The organism is Afipia carboxidovorans OM5 (assembly GCF_000218565.1).
Taxonomy (GTDB): domain Bacteria; phylum Pseudomonadota; class Alphaproteobacteria; order Rhizobiales; family Xanthobacteraceae; genus Afipia; species Afipia carboxidovorans.
In genome coordinates, this window is record NC_015684.1 from 2,886,900 (window position 1) to 2,900,490 (window position 13,591).

Here is a 13,591-nt window from a genome sequence, read left to right on the forward strand (position 1 = left end):
CACGCCCGGCGATTAGGTTAAGCACGCTCCGTGCCACGTTGCGCTTGCGGGAAGATGGTCATGTTCGAGGCCCAGTTTCAGACATTCGATGAACCGGAAGGCGGCACCGCGCTCGCCGCACGATTGGCGGCCTTCCGCGAGGAGATCGTCCAGCGGGGCCTTGCCGGATTTATCGTGCCGCGCGGCGACAGCCAGCAGAACGAATATGTCGCTCCCTCGGAGGAGCGCCTTGCCTGGCTCACCGGCTTCACCGGCTCGGCGGGCCTTGCCATGGTGACGGTGCGCGAGGCCGCATTGTTCGTCGACGGCCGCTACACGTTGCAGGCTGGGCAACAGGTCGACACCACCGCGTGGAGCATCCAGCCGCTGACCGATCCGCCACCGGAGCAATGGCTGACGCAACATCTGAAAGACGGCGAGCGCTTCGGCTTCGACCCATGGCTGCACACCACGGCCGGTGCGGAACGGCTTGCCAGCGCCTGCGAAAAAGCCGGCGCGAAACTCGTCGCGGTCGAGAGCAACCCGGTCGATGCGATCTGGAGCGAACGCCCCGCCCCGCCGCTCGGCCCGGTGAAGGTGCATACGCTTACCCTCGCTGGCGAAAGCGAAGCGGACAAGTTCGAGCGCATCCGCGCCGAGATGGACCGGCTCGGCCTCGACGCACTGGTGCTGTCCGATTCCCACGCGGTGGCGTGGACCTTCAACATCCGCGGCGCGGACGTCGCACATACGCCGCTGCCGCTTTCCTACGCACTGCTGCCGAAAAACGGGCAGCCCACCATCTTCATCGACTCCCGCAAGCTCTCGAACGAGGCGCGCGCGCATCTCGCAAGCCTCGCGGAGATCTCGGGGCCGGAGGCGCTTCTGGCCGCACTGAACGCCACCGCCAAGGGCGACGCCGTGATCGGCCTCGACAGCGCGACCGCCGCCGATGCGCTGAGCCGCGCGATCACGGCTGCGGGCGGCAGCCCTCGGCGTGTGACCGATCCGATCACGCAACTCAAGGCGATCAAGAACGATACCGAGATCGCCGGCACCCGCGCAGCCCATCGCCGCGACGGCGCCGCGCTCGCGCGCTTCCTCGCCTGGATCGATCATGAGGCACCCGGCGGCACGCTGACCGAGATCGACGCCGTGGAAGCGCTGGAGACTTTCCGCCGCGACACCGGCGCGCTGAAGGATGTGTCGTTTCCGACGATTTCCGGCACCGGTGCGAACGGCGCCATCGTACATTATCGCGTCACCCGCAAGAGCAATCGCCGCATCCAGCCGGGCGATCTGCTGCTGATCGATTCCGGCGCGCAATACGAGGACGGCACCACCGACGTCACCCGCACCATCGCGATCGGCACGCCGAGCGCGGAGATGCGCGACCGCTTCACCCGCGTGCTGCGCGGCCACATCGCAGTGGCGCGCGCGATCTTTCCCGACGGCACCCACGGCGTGCAGATCGACGCGCTGGCGCGGCAATTCCTCTGGCAAGCAGGCCTCGATTTCGAGCACGGCACCGGCCACGGCGTCGGCAGCTATCTCTCGGTGCATGAGGGCCCGGCGCGCATCTCGAAGCTCGGCCATGTGCCGCTGCGCCGTGGCATGATCCTCTCCAACGAGCCGGGTTATTACAAAACCGGCGCCTACGGCATCCGCATCGAGAATCTCGAACTGATCGTCGAAGCAAAAATCGACGGCGCGGAAAAGCCGATGGATACATTCGAGACCCTGACGCTCGCGCCGATCGACCGGCGGCTGATCGATGTCGCGCAGTTGAGTGACGATGAACGCGCCTGGATCGACGCCTACCATGCGCGGGTGCGAACGGAGATCAGGCCGCTGGTGGATGAGGCCACCAAGGTGTGGCTCGAGGCTGCAACGGAGCCGCTGGCCTAGTAGAGCGCTTCACGTTGGATGGTTCAACACATCGTGGCCGGGCATAGCCCGTCGCAGACGGGCGTGAACGCCCTTATGCCCCGGCCATCCATCTTCTTGAGAATATTTTTTAGATGGATGCGCGGATCAAGTCCGCGCATGACATTCCGAGTAGAGTGAAGCGCCCTAGCCCTCTATCAGCTTCAGCCACTCGTCTTCGGTCAACACCGCAACGCCGAGTTCGCGCGCCTTGGTGAGCTTGGAGCCCGCCTCCTCGCCCGCCACGACATAATCGGTCTTCTTCGACACTGAGCCCGACACCTTTGCGCCCAGCCGTTCGGCCTGCGCCTTGGCTTCCTCGCGGGTGAACTTCGTCAGCGAGCCGGTGAACACCACCGTCTTGCCGGCCACGGCGGAATCGGCGCGCACCTGCTCGGCGGGCAGCACCTCGATCTCGTGAAGCAGTTCGTTGAGCGCCTTGACGTTGCGCTCCTCGGCAAAGAACTCCACCACCGCATCGGCCACGATATCGCCGACGCCGCCGATGGCGTTGAGATCGGCATAGGCCTCTGAGGGGTTACCTTCTTCCGTCTGCGCCGCAGCCGCTTCCGCCATCGCGGCCCGGAAATTCTCGATGGTGCCGTAATGGCGCGCCAGCAGCTTGGCATTGCCCTCGCCGACATGGCGGATGCCGAGCGCGAAGATCAGACGATTGAGCTCGATCCTGCGCCGCGCATCGATCGCGGCGAACAGATTGCGCACCGACACATCGCCGTAGCCTTCGCGATCCTTCAGCTTGTCCGTCGCATGTGCATCACGCTTCGCCAGCGTAAAGATATCGACAGGATGCATGATCAGCTTGGCGTCGTAGAATTCGTGGATCTGCTTGTCGCCAAGCCCTTCGATATCGAAGGCGAGCCGCGAGACGAAATGCTTCAGCCGCTCCACAGCCTGCGCGGGGCAGATCAGCGCGCCGGTGCAGCGGCGCACCGCCTCGCCTTCCTCACGCACCGCGTGGCTGCCGCAGACCGGGCAAACATGCGGAAAGGAATAGGGCTTCGCATGTTTCGGGCGCTTGTCGGTAACGACGCTCACCACCTGCGGGATCACGTCGCCAGCGCGCTGGATCACCACCGTGTCGCCCTCGCGGATATCCTTGCGGGCAATCTCATCCTCGTTATGCAGCGTCGCGTTCTGCACCACGACGCCGCCGACCGTGACCGCCGCGAGCCGCGCCACTGGCGTCAGCGCGCCGGTGCGACCGACCTGAATGTCGATCTTCTCCAGCACCGTGGTCGCCTGCTCGGCGGCGAATTTGTGCGCGATCGCCCAGCGCGGACTGCGCGACACAAAGCCAAGGCGGGTCTGCCAGTCGAGGCGATCGACCTTGTAGACGACACCGTCGATGTCATAGGAGAGTTGCGCACGCTCGGTCTCGATCTCGCGATAATATCGGAGCAGCGCTTCGACATCGCGGCACAGGATCATGCGCGGGTTGACGGCGAAGCCTGCCTTCTCAAACCACTTCACCATCTCAAACTGCGTCGTCGCAGGCATCGCGCTCATCTCGCCCCAGGCATAGGCGAAGAATTTCAGAGGCCGCGACGCGGTGATCGCGACGTTCTTCTGGCGCAATGACCCTGCCGCCGAATTGCGCGGATTGGCGAAGATCGTATCGCCGGAATCGGCCTGCTTCTTGTTTAGCGTGAGAAAATCCTCGCGCAGCATGTAGACCTCGCCGCGCACTTCGCAGACCGCCGGAATATTCTTCCCTTTCAGCTTGTGCGGCACATCCTTGATGGTGCGGACATTGGCGGTAACGTCTTCGCCCTCGAAGCCGTCGCCACGCGTCGCGGCATTCACCAGTTCGCCGTTCTCGTAACGCAGCGACAGAGACAGCCCGTCGATCTTCGGTTCGGCGACAACGGCAAGCGGTTCATCCGCGCCGAGATTGAGGAAGCGACGCACGCGCGCGACGAACTCCGCCACCTCCTCGTCGCTGAACGCGTTGCCGAGCGAGAGCATCGGCACGGCGTGACGAATTTTCGCGAATGCGCGCGACGGCTGTGCGCCGACCTTTTGCGAGGGCGAGTCCGTCGTTACCAGTTCCGGGAAACGCGCCTCGACGGCATTGAGGCGCTGGCGCAGACTGTCATAGGCGGCGTCGGAGACCGTCGGCGCGTCCTTCTGATAATAGCGCTCGTCGTGCATCGCGATTTCGAGCGCAAGCCGCTTGTGCTCCACCTTGGCCTGCGCCTTGGTGAGTTGATCAACGGAGGGAAGCGGTTTCTTCGACTTGGCGGCCATCGTTTTTCTCATGACCGAGCGCGCCTCAGTCATCCATTTCGCGTCTGTCTTAAAAGACGTGGATGCCCGCGACAAGCGCGGGCATGACGGAGAGGTTCGCTCGCGGAGCCTGTCATCGGGCGGCGCATTCGCGCCGACCCGTTGGCTCGCGCCCCGGAATGACGGGAGCAAAAGCGCCCCAGAATGACTACGCCGTTGCGGCTTTCAGCAACTGTTCCGCCGCAGCGCGGGCCTCGCGGGTGATCTCCGCGCCGGCCAGCATACGAGCGATCTCCTCGCGGCGGTTCTCCTTCACGAGCGGCGCGACGCGGGTGGCGACGCGCTTGCCCTTGTCGAGTGCCTCCTTGGAAATCAGCAGATGCTGGTCCGCACGCGCGGCCACCTGCGGCGCATGCGTCACCGCCATCACCTGCACCTTGTCGGCCAGCCGCGCCAGCCGGGCGCCGATCGCATCCGCCACCGCGCCGCCGACACCGGTATCGATCTCGTCGAACACGAGCGTCGGCGCGGAGCCGCGATCCGACAACACCACTTTCAGCGCGAGCAGGAAGCGCGAGAGTTCGCCGCCCGACGCCACCTTCATCAATGGCCCAGGCTTGGTGCCGGGATTGGTCTGCACCCAGAACTGCACGCGGTCGAAGCCTTGCGGCCCGGGCGATTGCAGCTCGCTTTCGATTTGCGTGGAGAATTTCGCGCGCTCGAGCTTGAGCGGTGGAAGCTCGGCGTTGACGGCCTTGTTCAGTTTCTCCGCCGCCTTGGCGCGCGCGGCCGAGAGTTTTTTCGCGGCGTCGAGATAGGCGGCGTCGGCTGCATTCGCGGCCTTTTCCAGACCGGTCAACTTCTCGGCGCCGGCATCGATCAGCCCGACATCGTCCTTGAATTTTTGTGCCAGCGCGGCGAGATCATCGACCGGCGTGCCGTATTTGCGCGAGGCGGCGCGCAGCGCGAACAGCCGTTCCTCGATGCGTTCCAGCTCATTCGGATCGTAATCGGCCGCATCGATCGCGGCGGACAGGTTTTGCTCGGCCTCGGCGAGTGAGTTGAGCGCGGCATCCATCGCCCGCACCGCGCCCTCGACCAGCGCCGGCGCACTCGCGGCCCGTCGCTCCAGCCGGCGGACGGCCGCAGCTAATGACGTCACCGGCGATTGCGGTCCTGCGACGGCGGCCAATGCCTCGCGCAGATCCTCGGCCACCTTCTCCCCCTGCATCATCGTGGTGCGGCGCGAGGCCAAGTGCGTCTCCTCGCCCTCCTCCGGCGCGAGCTTCATCAACTCCTCGGAGGCATGGCGCAGATAGTCCGCGTCACGCGCAGCGCGCTCCATCCCGGCACGATGCTCTTCCAGCGCCTCGCGCGCGGTGCGGCGCGCATCCCACAGCGCCTCGACCTTGCCGACACTGTCTTCGAGCCCTGCAAAGGCATCGAGCAATTGGCGATGCGTCGCGGCGTCAACCAGCGCGCGCTCGTCATGCTGGCCGTGAATTTCGACCAGCGTCCCGCCGATCGCCTTCAATGTCTGGATGCTGACCGGCTGGTCGTTGAGGAAGGCGCGGGTGCGGCCGTCGGCAAACTGCACACGGCGCAGAATCATCTCGCCCGAGCCCGGATCGTCGAGGCCGTTCTCGCGCAGGATCGCAAACGCCGGGTGTTTCTTCGGCAGGTCGAAGGCTGCCGTCACCTGCCCCTGCTCGGCGCCGTGGCGCACGAGGCTCGCGTCGCCGCGCCCGCCGAGCGCCAGCGCGAATGCATCCAGAAGAATGGATTTGCCTGCGCCGGTCTCGCCGGTCAGCACGGCAAGCCCCTTGGCGAAATCGATATCGAGCCGCTCGATCAGGACGATGTCACGGATCGAAAGGCGGGCCAACATGCCGTGAATTCCTATCCGAGGCCCAGCTTCTTGAAGGCCTTGCTGATGTAGGAGCCCTGATTCTCGCGGGGCTCGACGCCACCCGACCTTACAAGATTGTAGGCGTCCTTGTACCAGCGGCTGTCCGGAAAGTTGTGGCCAAGCACGGCGGCGGCGGTCTGCGCCTCACTCACCACGCCGATCGCCATATAGGCCTCGGTCAGGCGGGCCAGCGCTTCCTCGACATGGCGGGTGGTCTGATACTGCGTCACCACCACCTTGAAGCGGTTGATCGCGCCGGTGTAGTCGCGCTTCTCCATGTAGTAGCGGCCGATGGTCATCTCGCGGCCGGCAAGCTGGTCGCGCGCGCCTTCGATCTTCTTCTTGGCGGTGGTGGCGTATTCCGAGTTCGGATATTTGCGCACCACTTCTTCCAGCGAGGCGATGGCCTTCTCGGTGCGGGTCTGGTCGCGGCTCACGTCCGGGATCTGGTCGTAGTGCGACACCGCGACGAGATACTGCGCATAGGCCGCATCCGGGCTGCCGGGATGCAGGCTGATGTAGCGGTTGGCGGAGGCGATGCACTCGTCATAGTCGCCGCTCTCGTAGGCGGCGTAGGCCGACATCAGGAGCGATTTGCGCGCCCAGTCGGAATACGGGTGCTGGCGGTCGACTTCCTCGAACTTCTTCAGCGCGCCCTTGCGGTCCTTCTTCTCGTTCAGAAGGTAGAGGCCTTCGTTGTAGAGCTTGTCGGCGGGCTGATCGACGAACGTCTCGTCCTTGGCGAAGAATTTGTCCCACAGGTTGCCGGTACCGCAGCCGCCGAGCGGCGCCGCAAGCGTGATGACGCCAAGGGCAAGGCAAAGCTGGCGAGCCATCCGGGCGAAAAGAGGCTGCTTGGGCAAATGGCGCTGAGGCGTCGTCATGTGTGTCGCAAGACCTGAGTGCAAAACCTGGATGAAAGAGCCGGACCGACAGCCTGCCCGGCCGCGCCGGAACCTCTTGACCACCCTCTGGCCGTTCTTGCCGGCCTATGTAGCCGAAACCGCGTTCTCGACCAACCGGATAGGGAGACATTTCGCCTGCAATAAGGCAGTGCTCACAGGCCTTTGGGCATCTTGGCAAAAGGCAGAAGACGCCGGCAGCGGCGTCAGGACACGTCGGGCGCAAACGCCGGGGCGACGATACCGCCGCCCAGCATGCCGCCCACGGCGTCGGAGACCGAGGCGCGGGCACGGCGGGCTGCAACCGGCTCGACCTCGACCACACGCCAGGCATGGCGGTCGGCCATCAAAGCGGTCAGCACCGCATGGTTGAGCTTGTGGCCGCCACGAACCGAGCGATAGAGGCCCATCAGCGGCAGACCGGCGAGCGCGAGATCGCCCACCACGTCGAGCACCTTGTGGCGCACGCACTCGTCGGCGTAACGCAGGCCCTCGGCGTTGAGGACGCGGTCCTCATCGAACACCACGGAATTCTCGAACGACGCGCCGCGGGCGTAACCAGCCTTCCACAGCTCGGCGACGTCCTTCATGCAGCCGAAGGTGCGGGCGCGGGCGATGTCACGGCGGAAGGTCTCGGGGGTCAGATCAAGCTGGTAAGCCTGACGGCCGATCAGCGGATTGGCGAAATCGATTTCGACTTCGGCGCGGAAGCCGCCGGCATAAGGCCGCAGTTCGCCGACGGAGCGGCCGAGCGTCACTTCAACCGGCTTCAGAACTTCAATGTAGCGGCGGGGAGCGGACTGCTCGACAACCCCCGCACGGTCAATCGCCGCGACGAAGGCCGCGGCGCTACCATCCATGATCGGAATTTCGGGCCCATCGATCTCGATGGTGGCGTTATCCACGCCCATGCCGCGCAGCGCGGCAAGCACATGCTCGGCGGTGGAAACCACGGCGCCATTCTTGTCGCCAAGCACAGTCGCGAAAGCGGTGGCGGAAACGGAAGCTGCCTGCGCGCGGACCTTGCGCTCGGTGCCGTCGGCTTCAGTGCGAATGAAAACAAAACCGGCATCGACGTTCGCCGGTCCAAGGGTGAGGTGGACGTCAGCTCCCGAATGAACTCCGACGCCTGTCAACGAGACGTGCGAACGGAGCGTCTTTTGCCGGCTGAATTTCATCCCCGCCTTACCTAACTTCAACAGACCCCGGAAAGCTCATATCGAGAGCTCATGTGCGACATCGAGCACCAAAGAAAGCGGAGCGATTTCACGACATGGCGGTCAGAAACTGACCAGTGATTCCCGAAGGTCCCCCCAACGTGAGAAGGACCATACTCGCTCATACGAGCAGCGCCACTCACGGTTGTTTACCGATTGTTACCCCAAAGGCGCCGCATCTCGCACCCGATCTCGCCATAATCGGTGCCGCCGTGGGCTTTTGAAAAGTGCTCCGATCACGGGATTTTTTCCTTAAGAATCAAAATCCTGTGAGGAATCCGGAGAGCTTTGAGAGTTCCAATCAGGCCATCCAAAATGAAAGCGCCCCGGCGGATGACCGGGGCGCTTTGAGAGCAATTGTTACAGACCTCAGTTGGCCTGCCGACGCAGAAAGGCCGGGATATCGAGGTGGTCATCCACAGAGGCCGGAGCCTGTGCCGGACGGCCGTGCTGGTCGAGGCCCTGGGGCGCGGGGCGGCGGCCGTACTCGGACACCGGCTCGCCCATATTCGCCGGATTCGGACGCTGCGGCTTGCGCTCGGGCATGGGCGGCATCTGCGGCATGGCCGGGCCGGACGCGCGGGCCGCGATCGGCGCTTCGCGATCTTCATCGCGACGGCCGAGACCGACATTGGCGAGGCGCTGCAACAGCGAGGTGCGGGTCTTCTGCGGATGCTCCTCGTTGAGGTCGCCGCGTGCCTTGCGGATCTCGTTCTGAGCCGGCACCGGCAGTTCGTCGAAGTTCGGCATCCGCGGCGCACGCATCGGCACTCGCTCGGCCGACGGGGGAATGAACGCAGCCGCAGGAGCCGGCTCGTTCAGTTCCATCGGCTCTTGCTTCTCAGGAAACAGCGAGGGCTTCGGCGGGATCGGGCGAATGCTGACATCGCCGTAGGACGCAGCCGCGGGTGCGGCCGGCGGCGCGGGCGAGACGGCTTCGGCAATCGCGGCGAGTGCGGCGCGGTCGATCTGCTCGGCGGTGGCGCGGCCCGGTGCGGGTGCGGCATGAGCCGGAGCGGTCTCGAGCTTCTGCATCCGCTCGGCGACGCGCAGGTTGTCGGCACGCAGCCGCGCGGTGAGCTCGGCCAAACGATTCTCGGGGTTGCCGATCGGAGCAGCCGCAGGCGCGGCAGCCGGCGTAGTCGCGCGGGCTTCGACATCCTTGTCGATGCCGGTGGCCACCACCGACACGCGGATCAGGCCGTCGAGCGCCTCGTCGAAGGTCGCGCCGACGATGATGTTGGCGTCGGCATCGACTTCCTCGCGGATGCGGGTCGCAGCTTCGTCGACTTCGAACAGGGTGAGGTCCTTGCCGCCGGTGATCGAGACCAGAAGGCCGCGCGCGCCCTTCATCGAGGAATCGTCGATCAGCGGGTTGGCGATCGCGGCTTCGGCGGCGGCAAGCGCCCGCTTCTCGCCTGTCGATTCGCCGGTGCCCATCATCGCCTTGCCCATCTCCTTCATCACCGCGCGCACGTCGGCGAAGTCGAGGTTGATGAGGCCTTCCTTGACCATCAGGTCGGTGATGCAGGCGACGCCGGAATAGAGCACCTGGTCGGCCATCGCGAAGGCGTCGGCGAAGGTGGTCTTTTCGTTGGCGACCCGGAACAGGTTCTGGTTCGGGATGATGAGAAGGGTGTCGACCACCTTCTGCAATTCGATGATGCCGGATTCCGCCGTGCGCATCCGGCGCTGGCCCTCGAAGTGGAACGGCTTGGTGACAACGCCGACGGTGAGGATGCCCATCTCGCGCGCGGTGGCCGCGATCACAGGCGCTGCGCCGGTGCCGGTGCCGCCGCCCATGCCGGCGGTGACGAACACCATGTTCGCACCCGAGAGGTAATCCTTGATCTCGTCGATCACTTCCTGCGCGGCGGCTGCGCCGACGTCCGGCTGGGAGCCTGCGCCGAGACCCTGCGTGACCTGCGTGCCCATCTGCACGAGGCGCTCGGCCTTCGACATCGTCAGCGCCTGCGCGTCGGTGTTGGCGACGACGAAGTCGACGCCCTCGAGGCCAGCCGTAATCATGTTGTTGACGGCGTTGCCGCCCGCCCCGCCGACACCGAACACAGTGATGCGCGGCTTCAGCTCGCGAATGTCGGGTTTCTGAAGATTGATGGTCATGCTTGCCTCTCGTTACGCGTGCGCGCTGTCACTTCGGCGCAGCGCCGAAGACGTTGATGGAATGAAGTCGTTCGGTGTCATCAGAAGCCCTCGCGAAGCCATCGTCCGACCTTTCCGAAATAGCCGTTGGTCCCTGTCATAAGGTGCCGCGTGGTCCGCGGTTCGGTGTATTCGAGTTGTGCGAATTGCGGATAAACGAGAAGGCCCGCAGGCACTGCGAAGGACGCGCCCTTCGCCTCGCCGGGCATCCGGCCGAAGCCGAGCGGGCGGCCGATGCGCACAGGGCGGCCGAGGATGCGGCTTGCGAGGTCAGGCAATCCGGTGAGTTGCGCAGCACCGCCGGTCAGCACGATCTGCGCGCGCGGCTCGCTTGCAAACGGCGATTTGGCCAGACGGTCGCGGATCATCTCGAAAATCTCCTCGACCCGCTCCCGGACGATGTTCGCGATCGTGGCGCGGGTGACAACCTGCGGCGCCTCGCGCTCGTAATCGTCCGCGGCCGGAACACTCAGAGTCTCGCGCGCGTCGATGCCGCCAGTCAGCACCGTGCCATATAACGTCTTGATTCGCTCGGCATCCGCAACGCAGACCCCAAGTCCGCGGGCGAGATCCATGGTGACGTGATGGCCACCGAGCGCGAAGCCCGAGGCGTGCACGAACTGCCCGCCCGAATAGGTCGCGATCGTCGTGGTGCCGGCGCCCATGTCGATCACAGCAGCGCCGAGATCGGCTTCGTCATCGGTCAGCACCGCAAGACCCGCCACATAAGGCGCCGCCGCCATCGCCTCGACGTTGAGGTGGCAGCGTTCGACAACCAGCATCAGGTTGCGCGCCGCCGACACGTCGGCCGTGACGACGTTCATATCGACGCCGAAATGGCGCGCGACCATGCCGCGCGGATCACGCACGCCCTTCACGCCGTCGAGCGAATAGCCAACCGGCAGGGTGTGCAGCACGGTTCGCCCTTCCCCGGCCGCATGATGCACGCCGGCGCTGACGATCCGGTCGATATCGGTCTGCGTCACCGCGCCCTGGCGCAATTCCGCGGCGGCTTCCATCAGATGACCGCTGAGGCGGCCCGAAGCCATCGACAGCAAAACTGATTCGACGCGAACCCGCGCCATCCGCTCGGCCAGCGCCACCGCATGGCGAACCGCATGCTCGCACTCGCTGAGGTCGGAAACCGCACCCGCCTTGATGCCGCGGGACTGGATGTGGCTCATGCCGATCAGTTCGATCGCATGGCTGCGCCCGCGCAGCGTTTCGCTCGGCAGGCACGGCTTCAGCCGCGCGATCAGACAGGCGATCTTGCTGGAGCCGACGTCGAGCGCCGCCACCAGCGCCGTCTTGTTCGGCGGCACCTGGCGGGTCTTCGGAGTCCACTCGTGGGCGAAACCGCTCATGCGTCACCCGCCTTGCGCTTCTGCTTGCTCGCGGCTGCGAGCGCATCGGCGCGCGCCTTGGCTGCATCTTCCGACAGCCGAACGATCAGCCGGTCGGGAAGCCGCATATCGACCGAGGTGATGTCGCGCGACAGAAGCTGCTCCTCGCCGTCAAGTTTGATGAGCGTGGCAAGCGCCGTCTCGACGCCCTCTTCCGGCAGACGGACGTCGAGCCCGTTGGTCAGGCGCAGGTTCCAGCGCCGCTCGCCGACGAGAATCACGGCGCGGGTCTGGTTGCGAATGTTCGGATAGTTCGCGAGCACATCGAGGAACGCGTGGGCGCGGGTCTCGGCGCCCTTGCCGACCACAAGCGGCAGCAGGCTGAAGCGATTCGCGACGTAAGGCTCGAGCACGGTGCCGTCCTCGGCGATCACCGAGAGGCGGCCGTCGAGCTGCCACAGCGCATAGGGCTTGCGCTCGACAAGATCGATCTGGAGATGACCGGGATAGAGCTTCTGCACGGTCGCATCGGCAATCCACGGATCACCCTTCAGGCGGTCGCGCACCGAGGCGGCATCGAGAAACAGCAGCGAGGAACGGCCATTGACGCCACCCACCGCGAGCACTTCGTCTTGCGTGAGCTGCTTGCGGCCGGAGATCGCGACCGAGGTGATTCGGAAGCCAACGGCGTTGGCGAGCGCGTTGCGGGTATCCTGGAACGCACTGACGACATTGTCGCCGTGCCCGCCCTTGATGACGCCGAGCGTGCCAGCGCCGATCAGCAGTGCAACCGTCGCGGCAACACCGAGGCCGCGCGGCAGGCGGCGCTCGAGTTTCGCGAAAAATCCGTTGGGGTTGTCCTCGCGCTCAGGCTCGAAGACGTAGCGGCGCGTCGAGGGGTTGGAGCTAGAGCGGGATGTGACCGGGGCAGCCTTCCGGGTCGGGGCAGAACGCGATTGCGTCTGTCTCACCGATCGAGAGAGGCGTCCTCCACCATCCATTGAACCAACTCGTCAAATGCAACGCCCGCATATCCTGCAAGCTCTGGAACAAGTGACGTCTCGGTCATGCCGGGTTGGGTATTCACCTCGAGACAGACGAGACCACCCGTCCCCTCGATGCGATCGTCGTAACGGAAATCCGCCCGACTTACTCCCCGACAGCCAAGCGCCCCATGCGCGGCCAGCGTCAACCTTCGGACTTCCTGGTAAACAAATGGTAAAACAGGTGCGGGCAGAACGTGTTTTGACGCGCCTTTTGAATACTTTGCCTCGTAATCATAAAATTTTAACAGAGGAACGATCTCGATCACGTCGCTCGCCTCGCCCTTGATGACGGCGCAGGTGAGTTCACGCCCGGCGATGTATTTTTCGACCAGAAGCTCCTCGCCGTGAGGCCAGTCGTCCCGGAAAAGCTCCTGCGGCGGGTGGGCCTGATCCTCGGTGACGATGAAAACCCCGACGCTCGAGCCGTCCGCCACCGGTTTGATGACGTAAGGCGGCGCCATCACATGCGCCTTCGCAATTTCCGCGCGCGTCAGCGTCAGGCCTTCCGCGACCGGCACGCCCGCGGTCGCCATCACCGTCTTGGCGAGGTCCTTGCGCATCGCAAGCGAGGACGAGAGCACGCCGGAATGGCTGTAGGGAATGCCGAGCGTTTCCAGCACGCCCTGAATGGTGCCGTCCTCGCCCGGCTTTCCATGCAGCATCACCAGCGCGACGTCCGGCTTGAGATTTTGCAGAACGGTTGCGATGTCGCGCTGCACGTCGATGCGCGTCACGCGATAGCCCTTGCGCTCCAGCGCCGCGGCGCAGGCCGCGCCCGAGCGCAGCGAGACCTCGCGTTCGGAAGACCATCCGCCCATCAGGACGGCAACGTGTTGAAGGGCTGTCATCGCGACTCCTC

General features: G+C 65.1%; 9 protein-coding genes. 1 reads left to right on the forward strand and 8 read right to left on the reverse strand.

The genetic code is table 11. From position 1 onward, the window contains the following. The first annotated feature begins 60 nt into the window (after positions 1-60). Positions 61-1,887, forward strand: coding sequence for an aminopeptidase P family protein (locus OCA5_RS13680; RefSeq protein ID WP_012562417.1), 1,827 nt, complete (start codon positions 61-63; stop codon positions 1,885-1,887). 165 nt (positions 1,888-2,052) lie between these two features. Here OCA5_RS13680 and ligA read toward each other — a convergent pair whose 3' ends face one another. The 8 genes from ligA to OCA5_RS13720 form a co-directional block, all read right to left on the reverse strand. Further along, a complete protein-coding gene (gene ligA / locus OCA5_RS13685; RefSeq protein ID WP_012562415.1) occupies positions 2,053-4,173 on the reverse strand; it encodes an NAD-dependent DNA ligase LigA in 2,121 nt (706 codons plus the stop codon). A 187-nt stretch (positions 4,174-4,360) separates the two neighbouring features. Further along, complete coding sequence (recN, locus tag OCA5_RS13690; RefSeq protein ID WP_012562414.1) at positions 4,361-6,040, reverse strand: DNA repair protein RecN; 1,680 nt, start codon at positions 6,038-6,040, stop codon at positions 4,361-4,363. Positions 6,041-6,051: 11 nt separating this feature from the next. Further along, positions 6,052-6,945, reverse strand: coding sequence for an outer membrane protein assembly factor BamD (locus OCA5_RS13695; RefSeq protein ID WP_013913282.1), 894 nt, complete (start codon positions 6,943-6,945; stop codon positions 6,052-6,054). A 224-nt stretch (positions 6,946-7,169) separates the two neighbouring features. Next, on the reverse strand, positions 7,170-8,141 hold the full coding sequence (gene lpxC, locus OCA5_RS13700) for a UDP-3-O-acyl-N-acetylglucosamine deacetylase (RefSeq protein ID WP_012562412.1): 972 nt from the start codon (positions 8,139-8,141) through the stop codon (positions 7,170-7,172). Between the two features lie 408 nt (positions 8,142-8,549). After that, complete coding sequence (ftsZ, locus tag OCA5_RS13705; protein WP_012562411.1) at positions 8,550-10,304, reverse strand: cell division protein FtsZ; 1,755 nt, start codon at positions 10,302-10,304, stop codon at positions 8,550-8,552. An 80-nt stretch (positions 10,305-10,384) separates the two neighbouring features. Continuing rightward, on the reverse strand, positions 10,385-11,707 hold the full coding sequence (gene ftsA / locus OCA5_RS13710; protein WP_012562410.1) for a cell division protein FtsA: 1,323 nt from the start codon (positions 11,705-11,707) through the stop codon (positions 10,385-10,387). Beyond that, positions 11,704-12,687: a cell division protein FtsQ/DivIB gene (locus tag OCA5_RS13715; RefSeq protein ID WP_013913283.1), complete on the reverse strand. Its 984-nt coding sequence runs from the start codon at positions 12,685-12,687 to the stop codon at positions 11,704-11,706. Before OCA5_RS13715 ends, ftsA begins: the two co-directional genes overlap by 4 nt. Beyond that, on the reverse strand, positions 12,654-13,580 hold the full coding sequence (locus tag OCA5_RS13720) for a D-alanine--D-alanine ligase (RefSeq protein WP_012562408.1): 927 nt from the start codon (positions 13,578-13,580) through the stop codon (positions 12,654-12,656). Before OCA5_RS13720 ends, OCA5_RS13715 begins: the two co-directional genes overlap by 34 nt. Positions 13,581-13,591 lie beyond the last annotated feature (11 nt).

Excerpts from the sequence above, each read along its gene's own strand:
- OCA5_RS13680 (WP_012562417.1), top strand. The coding sequence starts at position 61 with ATGTTCGAGGCCCAGTTTCAGACATTCGATGAACCGGAAGGCGGCACC.
- ligA (WP_012562415.1), bottom strand. The coding sequence starts at position 4,173 with ATGGCCGCCAAGTCGAAGAAACCGCTTCCCTCCGTTGATCAACTCACC.
- recN (WP_012562414.1), bottom strand. The coding sequence starts at position 6,040 with ATGTTGGCCCGCCTTTCGATCCGTGACATCGTCCTGATCGAGCGGCTC.
- OCA5_RS13695 (WP_013913282.1), bottom strand. The coding sequence starts at position 6,945 with ATGACGACGCCTCAGCGCCATTTGCCCAAGCAGCCTCTTTTCGCCCGG.
- lpxC (WP_012562412.1), bottom strand. The coding sequence starts at position 8,141 with ATGAAATTCAGCCGGCAAAAGACGCTCCGTTCGCACGTCTCGTTGACA.
- ftsZ (WP_012562411.1), bottom strand. The coding sequence starts at position 10,304 with ATGACCATCAATCTTCAGAAACCCGACATTCGCGAGCTGAAGCCGCGC.
- ftsA (WP_012562410.1), bottom strand. The coding sequence starts at position 11,707 with ATGAGCGGTTTCGCCCACGAGTGGACTCCGAAGACCCGCCAGGTGCCG.
- OCA5_RS13715 (WP_013913283.1), bottom strand. The coding sequence starts at position 12,687 with ATGGATGGTGGAGGACGCCTCTCTCGATCGGTGAGACAGACGCAATCG.
- OCA5_RS13720 (WP_012562408.1), bottom strand. The coding sequence starts at position 13,580 with ATGACAGCCCTTCAACACGTTGCCGTCCTGATGGGCGGATGGTCTTCC.